The organism is Streptomyces sp. NPDC101166 (genome assembly GCF_044768125.1).
In the GTDB taxonomy this organism is placed as follows: domain Bacteria; phylum Actinomycetota; class Actinomycetes; order Streptomycetales; family Streptomycetaceae; genus Streptomyces.
Genome location: NZ_JBIWPF010000001.1, coordinates 945,794 through 964,404, shown reverse-complemented (window position 1 = coordinate 964,404; position 18,611 = coordinate 945,794). Strand labels below are relative to the sequence as shown.

Below are 18,611 nucleotides of genomic sequence, written 5' to 3'. Positions count from 1 at the left end.
GACAAGAGGACACGCCACATGGACCAGATCCTGTACGAGGTCGAGGACGGCATCGCCGCGATCACCCTCAACCGGCCCGAGGCGGCCAACGCCCAGACCCTGGCGCTCCTCGACGACCTGGACGCGGCCTACACCCGGGCTGCGCGCGACCGGGACGTCCGGGTCGTCGTCCTCAGGGCGAACGGGCGGCACTTCTCCGCCGGGCACGACCTGAAGGACCGCTGGCCCGGCCCCGGCGAGATCACCCTGGAGTGGATCTACGACACCGAGACCCGCCACTATCTGGAGTACGCGCTGAAGTGGCGCAACATCCCCAAGCCGACCATCGCGGCCGTCCAGGGCAAGTGCATCGCGGCCGGGCTGATGCTGTGCTGGCCGTGCGACCTCATCGTCGCGGCGGAGAACGCCGAGTTCTCCGATCCGGTGGTGCACATGGGCATCGGCGGTGTCGAGTACCACGGCCACACCTGGGAACTGGGCCCGCGCAAGGCCAAGGAGATCCTCTTCACCGGACGGCCGCTGACCGCCCGCGAGGCCGAGCAGGTCGGCATGGTGAACACGGTCGTGCCCCTCGACGAACTCGGCTCGACGACCCACGAGTTGGCCGAACGGATAGCCGCGATGCCGCCTTTCGGGCTGCGCCAGGCCAAACGGGCCGTCAACCAGACCCTCGACGTCCAGGGCTTCCACGCCGCCCTCCAGTCGGTCTTCGACGTCCATCAGACGGGGCACGGCAACGCGCTGAGCGTGGACGGCTTCCCGATCCTGACCCGCCTGGACGAGATGAAGCAGCGACTGAAGCAGGGCTGAGCCGGGGACGGCCCCGGGCTCAGCCGAGGGCCGCGGTGAACGGGGGGAGGTCCACCGTGGTCCGGATGCCCGGTGCCGCCGCACAGACGGCGGGTACCGCGTTGACGGCCCGGTGCGCGGTGTAGCGGGGGGAGACCGCCCCCAGCCGCTCCAGCGGCACGGGGACCCGCAGGTCGACGTCGAGGGGCGCGTCGCCGTCCACCGTCAGATGCCATCCCGTGGGTCGCAGGTCCCAGGCCGGCTCCAGGTCCGTGGTGCAGTACCAGGTGGCGTTGAACTCCAGCAGCGTGCGGCCGCCGCGCAGGCCGGACAGGGTCGTACGCTGCGCCGCCACCGTGCCGGCGGGCAGGACGCCGGCGGCGATGCCGGTCGTGCGTGCCGCGGTGGCGAACCTCCCACTGGCCTGTACGGAGTCGAGCGGCACCCCGAGGGCGTCGGCCACCAGACGCAACGACGGCCCGAAGCTCCCCCGGAGGTGCGCGAGACGTCCCTCGTCGAACTCCGCGGCAGGCGCCCGGCCGAAGCCCATGATGTCGAACAGCAGCTCCGGTGAGTTCCGTTGGGACAGATCCGCGTACTCGTGGACGGCCAGTCTCTCCAGCCGCCGCTGGACGGAGGCCAGCACGAGCGGAACGGCCTCGGTGATGAAGCCCGGGCTGCTGCCGGTGTCGTGGAGCGTGGTGCCACCCCGCTCGCAGGCCGCCTCGACGCGTCCGCGGACCGCCGGATCCATGCCGGCCGGGTGGTGGAACCCGCCGGTCGTGGCCACGACGTTCGCGCCGGACGCGAGCAGGGCGCACAGGTCGTCCAGGCCGGCCGCGCGCGGCATGTACAGCACGCAGTCGGCGCCCAGGGCGAGGACGTCGTCGAGACGGTGGGTGGTGGTGACGCCGGTGGGGCCCGTGCCGCACAGGTCGCCGGCGTCCCGTCCGGCCTTGCCCGGCGAGTGGACGTGAACTCCGGCCAGCGTCATGCCGGGGTGGCCGAGGACGGCGCGCAGCGACTGTGCGCCGATGGTTCCCGTGGCCCACTGGACGACGTGAAGCGGCTCGCCGTGCCGTGCGGAACGCCGCATGTCACCATCTCTCCCGGTCACGCGGCCGCCCCCTGACCGCTCATGCCCCCGTCGTCCGTCCCCGGGTCGGGCTCCACGCCGAAGGTGTTGTAGGCCATGGCCTGCATTCCGTACGCCCCGACGGTGAACACGAAGTCCATCAGCCGGCGTTCGTCCATGTCCTTCGCCAGTTCCCCGTACACCTCGTCGGAGAGGGTGGAGGTGGTCTCCAGTTCGTCCACGGCCCGGTTCAGCAGGGTGGCCGCGCCTCGGCGAACCTCCTCGAGCTCCGTCTCGGTGACACCCGCCGCACGCGCCAGCGACACGTGGTGGGACCACTCGTACCGGCACCGGTGCCGCCAGGCGACCCGGAGGATCGTCAGCTCCCGCGTCCGCGCGGGCAGGGTGCTGCGGTACAGCAGGTGGGTGCCGAAGGTGAGGAACGCCTCGGCCAGGTCCGGGTGGTTCAGCAGCAGACCGAGCACGTTCGACGGCGGAACGGTACGCCCGCCGGTCAATGGCCGCAGCACCTCGGTGTCCCATTCCTCGTACGGGACGGGTGGCACCCTCGTCATGTGTTGCGGCCCCCGTTCACGCCGATGATCTGCCCGGTGATGTAACCGGCCTCCTCGCCGACCAGGAAGGCGCAGGTCGCGGCGATGTCCTCCGGGCGGCCGACGCGGCGTACCGGTGTACGGGCGATGTGGTCCTCGATGGTGCCGCCGAGTCGCTGGTTCTGTTCGGCGGTGCGCAGCATGGGGGTGTCGATGAAGCCGGGTGGGATGGCGTTCACCGTGATGCCCTTCGGTCCGAGTTCCAGGGCGAGGGCCTTGGTGAGCCCGTTGACGGCGGACTTGGCGGCGACGTAGTGCGCCATGAACGGCTGTCCCGAGTGCGTGCTGGAGGACGAGATGTTCACGATGCGGCCCCAGCGGGCCCGGAGCATGTCCGGCAGGGCCGACTGGACGCAGTGGAAGACGCCGTTGAGATTGATGTCGACCACGCGCTGCCAGTCGGCGAAGGGCAGGTCCGCGAAGCGGGTGAAGCCGTCCTTGCCGGCCGCGTTGACCAGGACACGCACGGGCCCGAACCGCTCGCGCACCGCGTCCATCGCCTTGTCGACCTGGGCACGGTCCGTGACGTCCACCGTCAGCCCGAAGCCCTCCTCGACGGGGGAGAGGTCGAGCACGGCCACGTTCAGGCCGTCGGCGGTGAGCCGCTGTGCGATCGCCCGGCCGATGCCGGAGGCACCGCCGGTCACGACGGCGGTCGAGGCCGGCGCGGCGCTCATGCGAACGCCTCGTCGCCGACGACGGTCGTGCGGTGCAGCAGCCGCTCGGAGTCCTCGTCGTAGGGAAGTGCCCGGTGCAGGACGCCGGTGTTGTCCCAGACCACCAGATCGCCGACCTCCCACTCGTGGGTGTAGCGGAAACGCTCCTGGGTGGTCCGGTCGAGCAGTTCGTCCAGCAGGGCGCGGCTCTCGACGGGGTCCATGCCGACGACATGGTCGGCGGTGGCGCCGGTGACCAGGGAGCGGCGGCCGTCGCGGCGCCGCCACACCAGGGACACCTCGTGGGTGGGCTGGGCACGCCAGGCGGTGAGCTCCTTCTCATCGGGGTCGGGGTTCACCAGCCGCTGGGCGGCCTCGAAGCTGTGCACCACCCGCAGGGACTCGAAGCGCTCGCGGTCCTTCTCCGGCAGGTTCTCGTACGCCGCGTAGGTGCTGGCGAAGTCGGTGCCGCCGCCGGTCATGGCGATCTGGCGGGCGGTCAGGGTGGTGGCCTTCACCGGCACGTCGTCGGTGGTGCCGTCGAGATGCCAGAAGAAGGCGCCCTTGAGGTACTTGGCGGTCCTGCTCTTCTCCGGGTTGATGGAGATCGGGAAGATCTCCTGGCCGTTCAGCGCGACCACTTCGCCCAGTCGGCGGCTGAACGCCAGTTGCTGCTCGTCGTCGAGATGCAGCCCGCGCACCAGCAGGACGCCCCGCCATTTGAGGGCCTCCACGCAGCGGTGGACGAAGGAGTCGTCGAGGGGGTCCCCGACCCCGGTGAACTCGACACCGAATGCCGGACCCAACGCTTTCGAATCGATCATGGAAATGCCCCTTCCGAATACGAGAATCCTATTCTCATGAGGTGTGGGGCGGAAACCCCCATGCATGCCGGGGTGTTGGGAGAGAAGCGCACCTGCATGACAGTGTGATTCTCGTGTACGAATCCTTGCTTCACGCTAAGGGAGAATGTAGTTTCCGAGCAACTGAGCGAGGAGGCTGGGATGCGGTTCAAGGACAAGGTGATCATCGTCACCGGAGCCGGCCAGGGCATCGGCGAGGGGTACGCCCGGGCGCTGGCGGCCGAGGGCGCACGCGTGGTGGTCGCGGAGCTGAACGAGGAGCAGGGGCAGCGGGTCGCCAAGGAGATCGGCGACGCCCTGTTCGTGCGGACCGACGTGGCCGACCCCGCCTCCGCCGAAGCGCTCATCGAGACCGTGATGCGCGAGTTCGGGCGGATCGACCACCTGGTCAACAACGCCGCGATCTTCCACGGCATGCGCCGCGAGGGCATCGTCACCGTCGACTACGACTACCTCGACCGCTTCCTGAAGGTGAACCTGCTCGGCGCGCTGCACGTCACCCGCGCCGCGCTGCCGCACCTTAAGGAGGGCGCGGCCGTCGTCAACCAGTCCTCCACCGCGGCCTGGCAGGCCACCGGCTTCTACGGGCTCGCCAAGGCCGGCATCAACCACCTCACCGCCTCCCTCGCCGCCGAACTCGGCCCGCGCGGCATCCGCGTCAACGCGATCGCGCCGGGACCCACGGACACCGAGGCGGCCCGCAGCATCATCCCCGAGGAGTACCGCACGGCCATGGTGCAGTCCTTCGCCCTCAAGCGCATGGGCACCGCCGCCGACCAGGCGGGCGCCCTCATGTTCCTGCTCTCCGACGAGGCCGCCTGGGTCACCGGACAGGTCATCGCCGTCGACGGCGGATCGGTGGTGCGGCTGTGAGCTCCCTCGTCGCCAAGTCCCAGCTGATCGACGGCAAACTGGTGGCCGGGGACAGCACCTTCCCCTCGTACGACCCCGCCACCGGTGACCTGCTCGGCCACGCTCCGGACGCCACGAAGGCCGACGCCGAGGCCGCGATCGCCGCCGCCCGCCGCGCCTTCGACACCACCGACTGGGCCACGGACAAGGACCTGAGGCTGCGCTGTCTGCGCCAGCTCCACCAAGCCCTCGACGACCACCGCGAGGAGCTGCGCGAGCTGACCATCGCCGAGGTCGGCGCGCCCCGCCAGCTCACCCACGGCCCCCAGCTCGACGAGCCGATCGGCCTGGTGACGTACTACGCGGACGTCCTGGAGACCTACGAGTTCACCGAGGACCTCGGAGAGAAGGAGAGCCGCGGCCAACGCCACCACCGCTGGGTGGAGAAGGAGGCGGCCGGGGTCGTCGCCGCCATCCTGCCGTACAACTTCCCCAACCAGCTCGCCCTGGCCAAGCTCGCTCCCGCGCTCGCGGCCGGCTGCACCGTCGTCCTCAAGGGCGCCCCGCAGACCCCGCTGACCACCCTCGCGCTCGGCGAACTCGTCGCGGAGCACACCGACATCCCGCCCGGTGTCGTGAGCGTCCTGAGCTCCTCGCGCACCGAGGTCGGCGAACTGCTCACCACGCACCCCGACGTGGACCTGGTCACCTTCACCGGCGCCACCACCACCGGGCGGGCCATCATGGCCGCCGCGGCCGGCACCGTGAAGCGGGTCTTCCTCGAACTCGGCGGCAAGTCCGCCATGATCGTCCTGGACGACGCGGACTACACCAGGGCCGCCATGTTCGCCGCCTTCACCATCTGCTCCCACTCCGGCCAGGGCTGCGCCCTCACCTCCCGGCTCCTCGTGCCGCGCGCCGACCACGACCGGATCGTGCGGCTCGTCGCGGCGGGCATGGAACGCGTCCGCGTCGGCGACCCGAAGGCCCCGGAGACCGCCATGGGCCCGCTCATCAGCGAGCAGCAGCGCGACAAGGTCGACGCGATGGTGCGGCGCGCCGTCGAGGCCGGGGCGACGCTCGTCCGCGGCGGCACCCGCGTCGACCCCGGCTGGTTCTACGAACCCACCCTCCTCGCCGGCGTGGACCCCGACAGCGAGATCGCCCAGGAGGAGGTCTTCGGACCCGTCCTCGCGGTCATCCCCTACGACGACGAGGACGACGCCGTCCGCATCGCCAACCACTCCAAGTACGGCCTGTCCGGCGCCGTGCACAGCGCCGACGACGCGCGCGCGATCCGCCTGGCCCGCCGCATCCGCACCGGCACCTTCTCGATCAACGGCGGCAACTACTTCTCCGCCGACGTGCCCTTCGGCGGGTACAAGCAGTCCGGCATCGGCCGGGAGAGCGGACGCGCCGGGTTCGAGGAGTTCCTGGAGGAGAAGGCGTTCGGCCGCGTCGTGCCGGCCGGGGAGGGGACGTGAAACCACTCGAAGGCATCCGCGTCCTCGAAGTCGCCATGTACGGCTTCGTCCCCTCGGCCGGGGCCGTGCTCGCCGACTGGGGCGCCGACGTCGTCAAGATCGAGCACGCCGTCACCGGCGACCCGCAGCGCGGGCTGCGCCAGACCGGCCCGTTCCGGGTGGAGGGCGAACCCAACCCCAACGTCGCCCACGCCAACCGGGGCAAGCGCTCCCTCGGCCTGGACATGTCCCGCCCCGAGGGCCAGGAGGTGCTGTACGAACTGGTGAAGGACTCCGACGTCTTCCTCACCAGCTTCATGCCCGCCTCCCGCACGCGGCTCGGCATCGACGTCGACGACATCCGCGCCGTCAACCCGCGCATCGTCTACGCCCGCGGCAGCGCCCTCGGCCCGCGCGGTCCGGAGGCGGACAAGGGCGGCTACGACATGACCGCCTTCTGGGCCCGCGCGGGGACCGCCGCCAGCATCACCCCGCCCGGCAGCGACGGCATGATCAGCCCACCCGGACCCGCCTACGGCGACACCGTCTCCGGTACCAACCTCGCCGGCGGCATAGCGGCCGCCCTGCTGCGCCGCGAACGCACCGGTGAGGCCCCCGTCGTGGACGTCTCGCTGCTCGGCAGCGGCCTGTGGGCACTCGGCCACTCCATCGCCCTGTCCGTCCACCTCGACCGTGCCTGGGAGGGTGTCACGCCCAGCGCGCACGGCTCACCCACCAACCCGCTCTCGGGGCTCTACCGCACCGCCGACGGCCGGTTCATCGCCTTCGTCATGCTCCAGCCGGCCAAGTTCTGGCCCGGGGTGTGCCGCTGCATCGGCCGGCCGGAACTCGCCGACGACCCCCGGTTCGCCACCGCCGAGGCCATCGCCGAGCACACGGCGGACGGGGTGAAGATCCTCCGCGAGGTGATCGCGAGCCGCACCCTGAGCGAGTGGTCCGAGGACCTCGCCGCGCTCGACGGGCCCTGGGCACCCGTCCAGGACACCCTCCAGGCCGCCGCCGACCAGCAGGTCCGCGCCAACGGCTACATCGGGCGGGCCGGCGACCTCGAACTGGTCTCCAGCCCCGTCCAGTTCGACGTCGAGGACACCCGCCTGGGAGCCGCCCCCGAGTTCGCCGCCCAGACCGAGGAGATCCTCACCGAGCTCGGCTACGACTGGGACCGCATCCTCGCCCTCAAGGCGAGCGGCGCGATCACCTGACGGCGTCGGCACAGCACCCGGCCCACGCCACCCCACGCACTCCCTCACCTCCCTCGGACGACGGCGTCCGAGCTCCCCGAGGAGGCACCATGCGCAGGACGCTGATCGGCGCGGTCGCCGTGACCGCGGTGCTGCTGGCCGGCTGCTCCACCCGCTCCGGCGACGACCCCGGCACCGACCCCGCCCGCAGGACGAGCCCCGCCGCCGAGGCGAGTGGGGACTTCGGCACCCTGAAGGACGTCTGCGGTCCCGGCACCACCAGACCCTCCACCGTCCAGGGCGTCACCGACGACGAGATCCAGGTCGGTGTCCTGTCCGACATCGGTTTCACCAAGAGGTCCGAATTCGTGGACGCCGCGAAGGTGTTCACGTCCTGGTGCAACGACGCGGGCGGCATCAACGGCCTCGACCTCGTTCCCGTCACCCGCGACGCGAAGCTCATGGAGGTCCGTCAGCGGGTCCTGGAGGCATGCAAGGCGGACTTCGCGCTCGTGGGCGGCGGCGCCGCCCTGGACAGCCTCGGCGTCCAGGACCGGTTGAAGTGCCTGCTGCCCAACTTCCCCTCCCAGTCCAGCCAGATCGGCGCCATCGGCTCCGACCTCCAGGCACTGGCCTCCGGCCCCACCGCCGGCTACTTCCAGTACGCCGGCTATTACTCCTGGCTGCTGAAGGAGAAGTACCCGGACTCGGCGAAGAAGGTCGGCATCATCGCCGGCGACTCTCCCGTCACCAAGGCCATGTCCGCCCAGTTCAAGGAAGCCGTCGCCGGCCTCGGCGGCAAGGTCTCCTACAGCGACCTGTACCCGGCGGCCGGAGTCTCCGACTGGACGCCGTACGCCCAGTCGATCAAGAAGTCCGGCGTCCGGGGCCTGGTCTTCCTGGGCGACTTCGCGAGCCTCGCCAAACTGGAGCAGGCCCTCACCGGCATCGGCTACAGCCCCGACTGGATCGACGCCAACAGCAACGCCTACGGCCCCGCCTTCCCCCGACTGGCCGGAGCCGCCCTGGACAAGCAGCACAACTACGCCGAACTCTTCGCCACCGCCCCGCTGGAGAGCGCCGCCGACAACCCGGCCGTGCGGCAGCTGACCGGCCTGTTCGAGAAGTACGCCCCCGGCAAACAGGTCACCTACCCGGCCCTGCGCGCCTTCTCCGCCTGGCTGCTGTTCGCCACCGCGGCCCGCGACTGCGCCGAGATCACACGGAAGTGCGTGTACGAGAACGCCATGAAGAACACCGACTTCACCGCGGGCGGCCTGCAGGCCCCCTTCGACCTCACCTCGAAGGAGCCGCCCACGTGCTACTCCGTCGTCGAGGCGACCGCCAAAGGCTGGCAGGTGGCCGACTTCAAGCCCGACCAGGGCGCCTTCCGCTGCGATTCCCCCATCTACGAGTACAAGGGCGGCTACGGCAAGCCCGCCACCCTCGCCGATGTCGGCAAGTCCCTGTCCGACCTGACCTGAACCGGAAGTGAGAGACGTGAAGGTACGCGTCGACCCCGAGCGCTGCCAGGGGCACACCCTGTGCGCCATGCGCGCCCCCAAGGTCTTCGAGCTGAGCGAGATCGACGGACACTCCTCACCCGTCGCCGAGGACGTCCCCACCGACCAGGAGGACGCGGTGGTCGAGGCCGTCCGCTCCTGCCCCGAACGCGCGATCGGCGTGTTCTGAGCCGTACCCGGCGGACCGAGAGGAAGCACAGCCCATGACCGCACCGGACACCACCGGCGACGACGCCCGCAAACAGCCCCGCGTCCACTTCGACCGGCACGCCCCGGAGTACCGCGACCGGTTCGAGGAGCAGACCCGCGCGTTCCACAGCGGCTGCCCGCTCGCCTGGACCGACACCTACGACGGACACTGGGTGGCCGCCGGCAACCGAGAGCTGCTCGCCTTCGCCCGCGCCGGCGACAAGCTGTCCAACGACCACGACATCCACGGCGAGCGGCGCGGCTACCGCGGCATCAGCATCCCCGCCCCGCCCCGCGGCAGGGGCCTGCGCGGCGGCTTCCTGGAGATGGACCCGCCCGAGCAGCGTGCCTACCGCACCGCCCTCAACCCCTACCTCTCCCCGGCCGCCGTGCAGCGGTGGATCCCGTTCATCGACGACGTGGCGCGGGCCTGCATCGACGAGAGGATCGAGACGGGCCGGATCGACTTCGTCGACGACCTCGCCAACATCGTGCCGGCCGTGTTCACACTCGCCATGATGGGCATCCCGCTGAAGAAGTGGGAGCTGTACAACGAGCCCGCCCACGCCGGTGTCTACACCCCGCCGCACTCGCCGGAGATGGCCCGGGTGGTGGAGGCTCACATGGCGATGATCAGGGACATCGCCACCACGCTGCAGGAGGTCCGCGCGCACCCCCGCCCCGGCCTCGTCGACGCTCTCGTCCACCTGGAGATCGACGGCGCGGCCCCGCGCGAGGAGGACCTGGTCGGCGCGCTGGCCCTGCTCATCGGCGGCGGCTTCGACACCACCACCGCCCTGACCGCGCACGCCCTGGAGTGGCTCTCCCAACACCCCGGTGAACGGGCCCGGCTGAGCGGGGAGCGGGACACACTGCTGGACACGGCCACCGAGGAGTTCCTGCGCTACTTCACCCCGGCACCCGGCGACGGACGCACCGTCGCCGAGGACTGCGAGATCGTGGGCGCCGAGCTCAAGGAGGGCGACCGGCTGTGGCTGTCGTGGGCGATGGCCAACCGGGACCCACAGGTCTTCCCCGACCCCGACCAGGTCGACCTCGCACGCGGGGGCAACCGCCACACCGCCTTCGGCCTGGGCATCCATCGCTGCATCGGCTCCAACGTCGCCCGCACGGTGTTCAAGCGGATGCTGCTCCAGGTCCTCGACCGGATCCCGGACTTCGAGTGCGACCCCGAGGGTACGGTCCACTACGAGACCATCGGCGTCATCCAGGGCATGCGCCACCTTCCGGCCACCTTCACCCCGGGCGCCCGCCTCGGACCCGGGCTGGCGGAAACCCTGGACAACCTCCAGCAGGCTTGCGACGAACAGGGACTGGCCGAGCCGGTCACGGTCCGCAAGGCGGAGGCGAAAATCCGTTGAGCGAGACCGGGGGCACGGTCCGTCCGCAGCCGGAGATCCGCCTGGAGACCGAATTCTTCTGGACCTCCGGCCGGGACGGACGGCTCCGCTTCCAGACCTGCACCGCGTGCCGGGCCCTGATCCACCCGCCGCAGCCCGTCTGCCGCCACTGCCGGGGACACGAGACCGAGGCCGAAGAGGTCTCGGGCTTCGCCACCCTGATCGGCTTCACCGTCAACCATCGCTTCCCGCTCCCGGGTCTGCCCTCCCCGTTCGTCGTCGTCCAGGTGGCGATCGAGGAGGACCCGCGCGTCAGGCTGACGACCAACGTCGTCGGCTGCGCGCCGGAGGACCTGCGGATCGGCATACGCATGGAAGTGGTCTTCGAGCAGGCCGGTGACGCCTGGCTGCCCCTGTTCCGGCCGTGTGCGCGCCAGCCCCTGCCCGCGCCCCTGCCCGAGGACCCCCCGGTCACCGGACACCTCCGCCCGGCGCTGCGCGGCCCCCGGTTCGAGGACCGTGCGGTCATCAGCGGCGCGGGCGCCTCACGCATAGGCCGCCGCCTGATGGTCCCGCCCCTCGACCTCACCGTCGAGGCCTGTGAGAGAGCCGTCGCCGACGCGGGCCTGACCCTCGACGACATCGACGGACTGTCCACCTATCCCGGCGGCGGCGCGTACGGAGGCTTCGCCGAGGGCGGTGTGACCGCTGTGGAGTCCGCGCTCGGCATCCGCCCGGTGTGGCACAACGGGGCGGCGGAGACCCCCGGACCGGGCGGCTCGGTGATCGCCGCGATGCTCGCGGTGGCGGGCGGCCTGGCCCGGCACGTGCTGTGCTTCCGCACGGTGTGGGAGGCGACGCACGGCGCACTCGTCCGGCAGGGCAGGATCGCCGTGCCCCAACGGGCCGGTGCGGACGGTTGGTTCAAGCCCTTCGGTGCCGTCTCGCCCGCGGTGATGCTCGCCATGAACGCCCAGCGGCACATGCACCGCTATGGCACCACCCGCGAGACCCTCGGCTGGATCGCCCTCAACCAGCGTGCCAACGCGGCCCGCCACCCGGACGCGATCTACCGCGACCCGCTCACCATGGACGACTACCTCTCGGCACGCACCGTCAGCACCCCCTTCGGCCTCTACGACTGCGACGTCCCCTGCGACGCCTCCGTCGCCGTCGTCGTCTCCGCCGCCGAGACCGCGCCCGACCTCCCCGGACCACCGGTACGGGTCGAGGCCGTCGGCACGCAGATCGTCGAACGTCCCGAATGGGACCAGTCCACCCTCACCCACGAACCCCAGGTCCTCGGCCAGTCCGCCCATCTGTGGACGCGCACCGACCTGCGCCCCGCCGACGTGGACGTGGCGCTGCTCTACGACGGCTTCACCTTCAACTGCCTGTCCTGGATCGAGGCGCTCGGCTTCTGCGGCATCGGCGAGGCGCGCGACTTCCTGGACGGCGGCAAGAACATCGCCCCCGACGGCGCGCTGCCCCTGAACCCGCACGGCGGTCAGCTCTCCCACGGCCGGACCCATGGCATGGGCCTGCTCCACGAGGCCGTGCTCCAACTGCGCGGCCGGGCGGGGCGGCGGCAGGTCGCGGGGGCGCGCACGGCGGTGGTCTCCAGCGGCGGGCTCACCCCCAGCGGCGTACTCCTGCTCAGGACGGACGCATGACTTCCAGGACCGTGACCATCAGGACCGTGGCGTGACCTCACTCGAACCCGAACTCACCACCGCCGTGCGCCGGCAGGTGGTCGACGTGCACGGAGTGCCGGCGTCCGCGCTGGTGGCCGAGGTGCCTCGCCCACAGGCCGTGATCGTGGCCCTGCACGGAGGGGCCACCACCTCCGCCTACTTCGACCACCCCGGCCACCCGAGGCTCTCGCTCCTGCGCACCGCCGCCGCGGCCGGCTTCACCGTCGTCGCCCTGGACCGCCCCGGCTACGGCAGTTCGGCCGGACACGAGGACCGCATGCGCACGGCCGAACAGCGCACGGACTTCGCGCACGAGGCCGTGGACGCGCTGTTGAAGGAGCTTGAGCGCGGCCTCGGCGTGTTCCTGTGGGCGCACTCGGCGGGCTCCGAACTCACCCTGCGCATGGCGAGCGGCCCGCGAGTCGAAGACCTGCTCGGCGTTGAGCTGGCGGGCATGGGCCGCGTGCACCACCCCAGGGCCGTAAGGGCGATGGAGGAGTGGCGACGTGATCCGACCCGCGCCCGGCCAAGCCTGCGCCACGCGCTCTGGCACCCGCCGCAGGCCTACGCGCCCGACGTGCACGGCGGACAGCGGATCGGTTCTCCTTCGCCCGCCTACGAGGGACACCGCGACGGCTGGCAGGAGGATCTCGCCCGGCTGTCGGCGCGCATCGCGGTCCCGGTCCACATCACCCTCGCCGAGCACGAACAGGTGTGGGTCAACGGGCCGGAAGGGCTGTGCGACCTGGCCTCGATGTTCACCGGCTCTCCCCGGGTGGTGCTCCATGAACAGGCAGGGGCCGGCCACAACACCAGCGTGGGCCGCACCGCCCTCGCCTACCACCTGCGTGTCCTCGCTTTCGTCGAGGAGTGTGCGCTCGGCGTGCAGGCGCTGCCCACGGAACGGGGGAGGCACGATGGGTGAGGCCTTCGACGCCGCCGCGCTCGCGATGCGGCTCGTGCTCGGCGCGGTCATGGTGGCGCACGGCTGGAACCACTGGCGCGGCGGGGGCGGCATCACCGGGACCGCCGGCTGGTTCGCCGGTCTCGGCCTGACCCGGCCGCGGCTGCAGGCCTGGCTGAGCGTGGTCACCGAGATCGGCGCGGGCGTCCTGCTCGTCCTCGGGCTGCTGACCCCGCTGGCCTGCGCGGCCGTGCTGTCGGTGATGCTGGTCGCCGGACTGCTCGCCCACCGTCCGCACGGTTTCTTCGTCTTCAAGGAGGGCTACGAGTACGTCCTCGTCCTGGGCGTGCTCGCCGTGGCGTTCGGCGCGTGGGGACCGGGGGAGTACGCGGTGGACACGGCGGCCGGCATCGAGGTGACCGGGTGGGCGGGCGCCGGTGCCGTGCTCGGGGTGGGCGTGGTGGCGACCGCCGGGCTGCTCGCCGTGTTCTGGCGGCCAAGGAGGACGACATGAGCGGGGCGCCCGCCCGCGTGGGCTTCATCGGACTGGGCAGCCAGGGCGCGCCCATGGCCCGCCGGATCGTCGGGGCGGGACACCCGACGACCCTGTGGGCACGCAGGCGCACCACACTCGCCCCGTTCGCGGACAGCGGGGCCGTGATGGCGAGTTCGCCCGCCGAACTGGCCGCCGCCAGCGATCTGGTGTGCCTGTGCGTCGTCGACGACGCCGACGTCGAACAGGTGATCACCGGCCCGGACGGCGTCCTCGCCGGGCTGCGCCGCGGCGGGGTGATCGTGGTCCACTCCACCGTCCACCCCGACACCTGCCGTCGTCTGGAGGCGCTGGCCCGTGCGTCGGGTGTCTTCGTCCTGGACGCGCCGGTCAGCGGCGGCGGCCGGGCAGCCGAAGAGGGCACCCTGGTCGTCATGGCGGGCGGCGACCCCCAGGTCTTCGCCTTCTGCCGCCCGGTGTTCCACACCTACGGCGACCCCGTCGTCCACCTCGGCCCGACCGGCTCCGGCCAGCTCGCCAAGCTTCTCAACAACCTGCTGTTCACCGCCCACCTGGGGCTCGCCGCCGACGCCCTCGGGCTGGGAGGCACTCTCGGTCTGGACCGCACCGCCCTGGCCCGGGTCCTGCCGCGCGGCAGCGCGGCCAGCTTCGCGCTGGACCGGGTCTGCGACGCGGGCGGCGGCCTGGAGCGCATCGCGGCCCACGCGGGCGGCCTGCTCGCCAAGGACGTCCGCCTGTTCGGCGAGATCGCGGACAAGGCGGGCGTACGCGACGCCGCGGCACTGCGGAACGCCGCCCTGTCCGCCCTTGCCGCGATGGGACGTTGAGAGGGAACCCGTACGCCCTCTCGACCTGCGGCGACTCGCGTGCGTACGGTGTGCGGGCACCTCTCCAGACGACGGAAGGGCACGACGTGGTGTCTCAGCGGCGTGAGCAGGTCCTGGAGGCGGCGCTGGAGGTCCTGGCCGCCCGCGGATTCAAGGGCACCTCGATCGACGCGGTCGCGGAGCGGGCCGGCCTCACCCGTCAGGGCGTCCTGCACTACTTCCCCAGCAAGAAGCGGCTGCTGCTGGAGATCCTGCGCTTCCGTGAGGAGCTCGCCCGGGAGAACCTGGCGGGACGGCGGGTCGGCGAGGACTGGGCGGGCGACTTCGCCGAGACCGTCGCCTTCGAACAGAGTCATCCGTCGCTCGCCACCGTGCACAGCGTGGTGCTGGCCGAGGCGGTCACCGGTCAGGAACCCGCCGCCGGCTACATCCGGCAGCGGTGCCGCTCCGTCCAGGACCACCTCGTCGCGAGCCTGGTCGAACGGTACGGGGAGCGGGTGCCCAGCGGGCTGAGCGCGCCGACCGCCGCGGCCGCGGTGCTGGCACTGATCGAGGGCGTCCACCAGCTGTGGCTCGTGGACCCGGATGCGGACCGGTATCCGCAGATCGTCCGGGACACCGTGGCGGTCCTCCTCGGCACCGACACCGCGGACACGGAGGATCAGTCCCCGGCGACGAACGGGTAGATGCGGGTGAAGTCGGCACCGGGTTCCGCGGCGGTGAACGCCTCCCACACCGAGCCCGTCACCGCCCCCATGGTCCGGGCGCCGCTCAGCCGCCGTACCTCTTCCAGATACAGCCGCACGTCCTTGGCCATCAGCGCGTTGCTGAACCCCGAGGCGTAACGGCCGGTGAGCACCTCGCTGGGGAACTTGTCCGCACTGGCCCCGCTGCGTCCGCTGGAGGCATTGAGCACCTCCACCATCAGGGCCGGGTCCAGCCCCGCGGCCCGCCCGAAGGCGACGGCCTCGCTGGTCGCCGCGAGTGCGGTCGCGGACAGGAAGTTGTTGGCCAGCTTCAGCGCCTGCGCCTGCCCGGGCCGGTCGCCGACCCTGCGCCGACGGTCGCTGAGCCCGGCGAGCACCGGCTCCACCCGGGCGCAGTCCTCGTCCGACCCGGAGTACATGACCATCAGGGTGCGCCGGCGCGCCCCGGCCACCCCGCCCGACACAGGCGCGTCCACGTACACCGGCCCCATCGCCGACAGCACGCGGGCGGCCGTCACCCCCACCGTGGACGTGTCCACGACGTGGGTGACCCGCCGGTCCCGGGCGGCCGCGAGGTCCCGCACCACGTCCTGGCAGACGGCCCCGTCCGGCAGGCTGAGCACCACCGTCACGGCCGCCCGCGCCACATCCGCCGGGCTCGGCGCCCAGCGGGCGCCCAGCGGGGTGCGCGCGGGTCCGGCGGCGTCGTACGCCACCACCTCGAACCCGGCCCGGACCAGGTTGGACGCCAGGGCGCCGCCCATGGCGCCCAGGCCCACGAACCCGACCGGGCCGCCGCCCCTTCCGTCTCGCGGGATCAACGGGGTCATCGACGCACGGAGACGTCGCGGTGGAGCGGAAGGTCCTGCGAGGACGAGCCCACCCAGACGTCCCGGGAACCGGTGCCCGTGCCCCAGCCGTGCGCGGCGCTGTCCCAGTACTGGAGTTGCCGCTTCGGCACGGTGACCGTGACGCGGCGGGACTCGCCGGGGCCCAGGCGGACCTTCTGGTACCCCACCAGCTTCCGCGGGGGCTGCTGCGCGTTCCTCACCTCGGTGCTGGGGCCGAGGTAGATCTGCGGGACCTCCTGTCCGGCGCGTTCACCGGTGTTCCTGACAGTGAAGCTGACGGTCAGCCCTTCGGGCCGAGGCGTGACCTTCAGGCCGCTGTAGGAGAACGTCGTGTAGGACAGGCCGTAGCCGAAGGGGAACAGCGTCTTCATCTGCTGTCGGTCGTACCAGCGGTGGCCTACGAGGACGCCCTCGGAGTACTCCTCCTGCCCGTCGACACCCGGGAAGCGTCGAGGCATGCCGCTCACGATCGTGTGCGCGTCGTCCAGCGGGAACGTCTGGGTGAGCCTGCCCCCCGGTGCCGCCTCACCGAAGAGCAACCGCGCGGTGGCGACGCCGCCCATCTGGCCGGGGTAGTGCATCTGCAGCACGCCTTCGACCGAGCTCAGCCACGGCATCGTGACAGGTCCGCCGGTGTTCATGACGACGATCGTGTTGCGGTTGGCCCTGGCGACCGCCGAGACGAGGGCGTCCTGGTCGTGAGGCAGCGCCAGGGTGGTGCGGTCCGCGCCCTCCGTCTGCTCGTCGTGGACGAACACCACGGCGGTCCTGGCCTTCCGGGCCGCGGCGACGGCCGCCGCCAGATCGGCCCGCGCGGCCCGGGGCGGGGTCCAGGTCAGCTGCACCTGCATGGTCGGGTCGACGCCGTAGCCCTTCACCTTCACACCGATCTCGTGCTTCCCCGCCTCGAGGTGGACACGTGCGGAGGTGCCGGTGAGCGTGTCGGTGCGGTAGCTGTTCGCCTCGGCGACCTTGCGGCCGTCGACGGTCAGCGACCGGTTGCTCACCGTTGAACGGATGCTGAGCAGGTAGTCGCCGTCCTCGGGTGCCGTCAGCGTGCGCGTCTGGTCGTAGGTCTTCGTCGTGAGCGCGTTGCGTCCGGTGTGGTCGATCGCTCCGCCGGAGAGCGCCGAACCGGGGATCACCGTGCCGATGGTGTCGACGCCCGGACGGTAGGAAACCGTCGAGCCGCTTCCGGCGCGCTTGACGATCTCCTCGCGCGGAACGGTCACGGTGCTGGGGATCACCGAGGAGCTGCCTCCGCCCCCGATCACGGGAGCGACCGCCGGAGTGCCGATGAGCGCGACGTCCTGGGCCACACGCCGGCTGAGCGGCAGGGCGTCGCCCTTGTTGCGCAGCAGGACGGCCCCGTCCTCGGCTGCCCGCTGGGCGACGGCGTTACCGGCGGTGGCGTCGAATCGGGGCCGCGCCGGCAACGAGCAGCCGGGCGGGGGCCCTTGAGGGGATGCGCAGCGCAGCAGACCGAACCTCCGCATGGTGCCGAGGATGCGGGTGACGGACCGGTCGAGTGCCGTGACCGGGACCGAACCCTCCTGGATCGCGGCTTTGAGCGGCGCACCGAAGTAGTCCGGACCGATGGGCGGACCGGGCATGTCCTGGTCGAGTCCGCGGAGGATGTCCGTGGTGGCGCGTGTTCCGGACCAGTCCGACATGACCCATCCGCTAAATCCCCACTGCTCCCGCAGGATGGAGGTCAGCAAGGTGTCGTTGCTGCACGAGTGCGCGCCGTTGACCTTGTTGTAGGAGCACATGATCGATCCGGTACCGGCCTTGACGGCCGCTTCGAACCCGGAGAGTTCCACCTCGTGGAGCGCCTGCTCCCCGACGTTCGCGTTGACGCTCTGGCGGTTCGTCTCCTGGTTGTTGGCCGCGAAGTGCTTGGTCGTGGCGATCAGACCTTCGTCCTGGATGCCGCGGATCTCCTGGCTCACCATGCGGGAGTTGACGAGCGGGTCCTCGCTGTAGGCCTCGAAGTTGCGGCCCGCGTACGGCACGCGGATGGTGTTGACCATCGGGGCGAGCACCACGTCCATGCCCCGGGCGCGTCCGTCGCGGCCGAGGACCCTTCCGTACTCACGCGCCAGCCGGTCGTCGAAGGAGGAGGCCAGGGCGACCGGCGCCGGCATCGCCGTCGAGGAGGGGGCGGCGCGCGTACCGGCCGGACCGTCACTCATCCGCAGCGGCGGGATTCCGAGCCTGGCCACTCCGGGGATGTACCCCGACTCACCGATGACCTTCTGCTGCGGATCGTCCCAGCGGCCCTGGACGAACGACAGTTTCTCGTCCAGGGTCATCGCCGCGACCAGCTGCGGGAGTCTGCCGGGGGAGTGCGCGGCGGGCGCTGTGGAGTGGCCCGCGGGGGCGACTGCCAGCACCGCGACACCGGACACGGTGACCAGCATGCCGGTGAGCCGGAGCCTTCTCCCACGGCCCGGTCGGGTCGTGTTCGCACGGCGTGTCGCCATCGCCCCTCCTGGGTGCGCGGAGTTGTGACGCCAGTGATACG

Annotated in this window: 18 protein-coding genes; 12 read left to right on the top strand and 6 right to left on the bottom strand. The window is 71.6% G+C overall.

Annotated features, from left to right (window positions below; genetic code table 11):
- Positions 1 to 18: 18 nt before the first annotated feature.
- Positions 19 to 810 carry an enoyl-CoA hydratase gene (locus ACIRS4_RS04110; RefSeq protein ID WP_404189600.1) on the top strand — a complete coding sequence of 264 codons (792 nt, stop codon included), beginning with the start codon at positions 19 to 21 and terminating at the stop codon, positions 808 to 810.
- Between the two features lie 19 nt (positions 811 to 829).
- Here ACIRS4_RS04110 and ACIRS4_RS04105 read toward each other — a convergent pair whose 3' ends face one another.
- From ACIRS4_RS04105 to ACIRS4_RS04090, 4 genes are read right to left on the bottom strand one after another with little or no spacing between them, the layout of a single operon-like run.
- The gene (locus ACIRS4_RS04105) at positions 830 to 1,885 is read right to left on the bottom strand and encodes a dihydrodipicolinate reductase (RefSeq protein ID WP_404189598.1); all 1,056 of its coding nucleotides are present in this window, start codon (positions 1,883 to 1,885) and stop codon (positions 830 to 832) included.
- A gap of 17 nt (positions 1,886 to 1,902) precedes the next feature.
- On the bottom strand, positions 1,903 to 2,439 hold the full coding sequence (locus tag ACIRS4_RS04100; RefSeq protein WP_404189595.1) for a carboxymuconolactone decarboxylase family protein: 537 nt from the start codon (positions 2,437 to 2,439) through the stop codon (positions 1,903 to 1,905).
- Entirely contained in the window at positions 2,436 to 3,155 is a 720-nt protein-coding gene (locus ACIRS4_RS04095; RefSeq protein WP_404189592.1) for an SDR family NAD(P)-dependent oxidoreductase, read from the bottom strand. The genes ACIRS4_RS04100 and ACIRS4_RS04095 overlap by 4 nt, the downstream gene beginning before the upstream one ends.
- A complete protein-coding gene (locus ACIRS4_RS04090; protein WP_404189589.1) occupies positions 3,152 to 3,958 on the bottom strand; it encodes a TauD/TfdA dioxygenase family protein in 807 nt (268 codons plus the stop codon). The genes ACIRS4_RS04095 and ACIRS4_RS04090 overlap by 4 nt, the downstream gene beginning before the upstream one ends.
- Positions 3,959 to 4,138: 180 nt before the next feature.
- Between ACIRS4_RS04090 and ACIRS4_RS04085 the strand changes: the two genes are divergently transcribed.
- The 11 genes from ACIRS4_RS04085 (at position 4,139) to ACIRS4_RS04035 (ending at position 15,212) form a co-directional block, all read left to right on the top strand.
- The gene (locus tag ACIRS4_RS04085) at positions 4,139 to 4,870 is read left to right on the top strand and encodes an SDR family oxidoreductase (protein ID WP_404189586.1); all 732 of its coding nucleotides are present in this window, start codon (positions 4,139 to 4,141) and stop codon (positions 4,868 to 4,870) included.
- Complete coding sequence (locus tag ACIRS4_RS04080) at positions 4,867 to 6,333, top strand: aldehyde dehydrogenase family protein (protein WP_404189583.1); 1,467 nt, start codon at positions 4,867 to 4,869, stop codon at positions 6,331 to 6,333. Before ACIRS4_RS04085 ends, ACIRS4_RS04080 begins: the two co-directional genes overlap by 4 nt.
- Positions 6,330 to 7,535, top strand: coding sequence for a CaiB/BaiF CoA transferase family protein (locus tag ACIRS4_RS04075; RefSeq protein ID WP_404189579.1), 1,206 nt, complete (start codon positions 6,330 to 6,332; stop codon positions 7,533 to 7,535). The genes ACIRS4_RS04080 and ACIRS4_RS04075 overlap by 4 nt, the downstream gene beginning before the upstream one ends.
- 89 nt (positions 7,536 to 7,624) lie before the next feature.
- Positions 7,625 to 8,998, top strand: coding sequence for an ABC transporter substrate-binding protein (locus ACIRS4_RS04070; protein ID WP_404189576.1), 1,374 nt, complete (start codon positions 7,625 to 7,627; stop codon positions 8,996 to 8,998).
- 16 nt (positions 8,999 to 9,014) lie between these two features.
- On the top strand, positions 9,015 to 9,206 hold the full coding sequence (locus ACIRS4_RS04065) for a ferredoxin (RefSeq protein WP_123766231.1): 192 nt from the start codon (positions 9,015 to 9,017) through the stop codon (positions 9,204 to 9,206).
- Positions 9,207 to 9,240: 34 nt separating this feature from the next.
- Positions 9,241 to 10,608 carry a cytochrome P450 gene (locus tag ACIRS4_RS04060; protein ID WP_404189572.1) on the top strand — a complete coding sequence of 456 codons (1,368 nt, stop codon included), beginning with the start codon at positions 9,241 to 9,243 and terminating at the stop codon, positions 10,606 to 10,608.
- Complete coding sequence (locus tag ACIRS4_RS04055) at positions 10,605 to 12,260, top strand: thiolase C-terminal domain-containing protein (RefSeq protein WP_404189569.1); 1,656 nt, start codon at positions 10,605 to 10,607, stop codon at positions 12,258 to 12,260. The genes ACIRS4_RS04060 and ACIRS4_RS04055 overlap by 4 nt, the downstream gene beginning before the upstream one ends.
- A gap of 31 nt (positions 12,261 to 12,291) precedes the next feature.
- Positions 12,292 to 13,206, top strand: coding sequence for an alpha/beta hydrolase (locus ACIRS4_RS04050; RefSeq protein WP_404189566.1), 915 nt, complete (start codon positions 12,292 to 12,294; stop codon positions 13,204 to 13,206).
- Complete coding sequence (locus tag ACIRS4_RS04045) at positions 13,199 to 13,699, top strand: DoxX family protein (protein ID WP_404189563.1); 501 nt, start codon at positions 13,199 to 13,201, stop codon at positions 13,697 to 13,699. The genes ACIRS4_RS04050 and ACIRS4_RS04045 overlap by 8 nt, the downstream gene beginning before the upstream one ends.
- Entirely contained in the window at positions 13,696 to 14,526 is an 831-nt protein-coding gene (locus ACIRS4_RS04040; RefSeq protein WP_404189560.1) for an NAD(P)-dependent oxidoreductase, read from the top strand. The genes ACIRS4_RS04045 and ACIRS4_RS04040 overlap by 4 nt, the downstream gene beginning before the upstream one ends.
- An 86-nt stretch (positions 14,527 to 14,612) precedes the next feature.
- Positions 14,613 to 15,212: a TetR/AcrR family transcriptional regulator gene (locus ACIRS4_RS04035; protein WP_404189557.1), complete on the top strand. Its 600-nt coding sequence runs from the start codon at positions 14,613 to 14,615 to the stop codon at positions 15,210 to 15,212.
- Here ACIRS4_RS04035 and ACIRS4_RS04030 read toward each other — a convergent pair.
- The gene (locus tag ACIRS4_RS04030) at positions 15,188 to 16,063 is read right to left on the bottom strand and encodes an NAD(P)-dependent oxidoreductase (RefSeq protein WP_404189554.1); all 876 of its coding nucleotides are present in this window, start codon (positions 16,061 to 16,063) and stop codon (positions 15,188 to 15,190) included. The genes ACIRS4_RS04035 and ACIRS4_RS04030 overlap by 25 nt on opposite strands.
- Positions 16,060 to 18,570, bottom strand: coding sequence for a glycoside hydrolase family 3 C-terminal domain-containing protein (locus tag ACIRS4_RS04025; protein ID WP_404189551.1), 2,511 nt, complete (start codon positions 18,568 to 18,570; stop codon positions 16,060 to 16,062). Before ACIRS4_RS04025 ends, ACIRS4_RS04030 begins: the two co-directional genes overlap by 4 nt.
- Positions 18,571 to 18,611 lie beyond the last annotated feature (41 nt).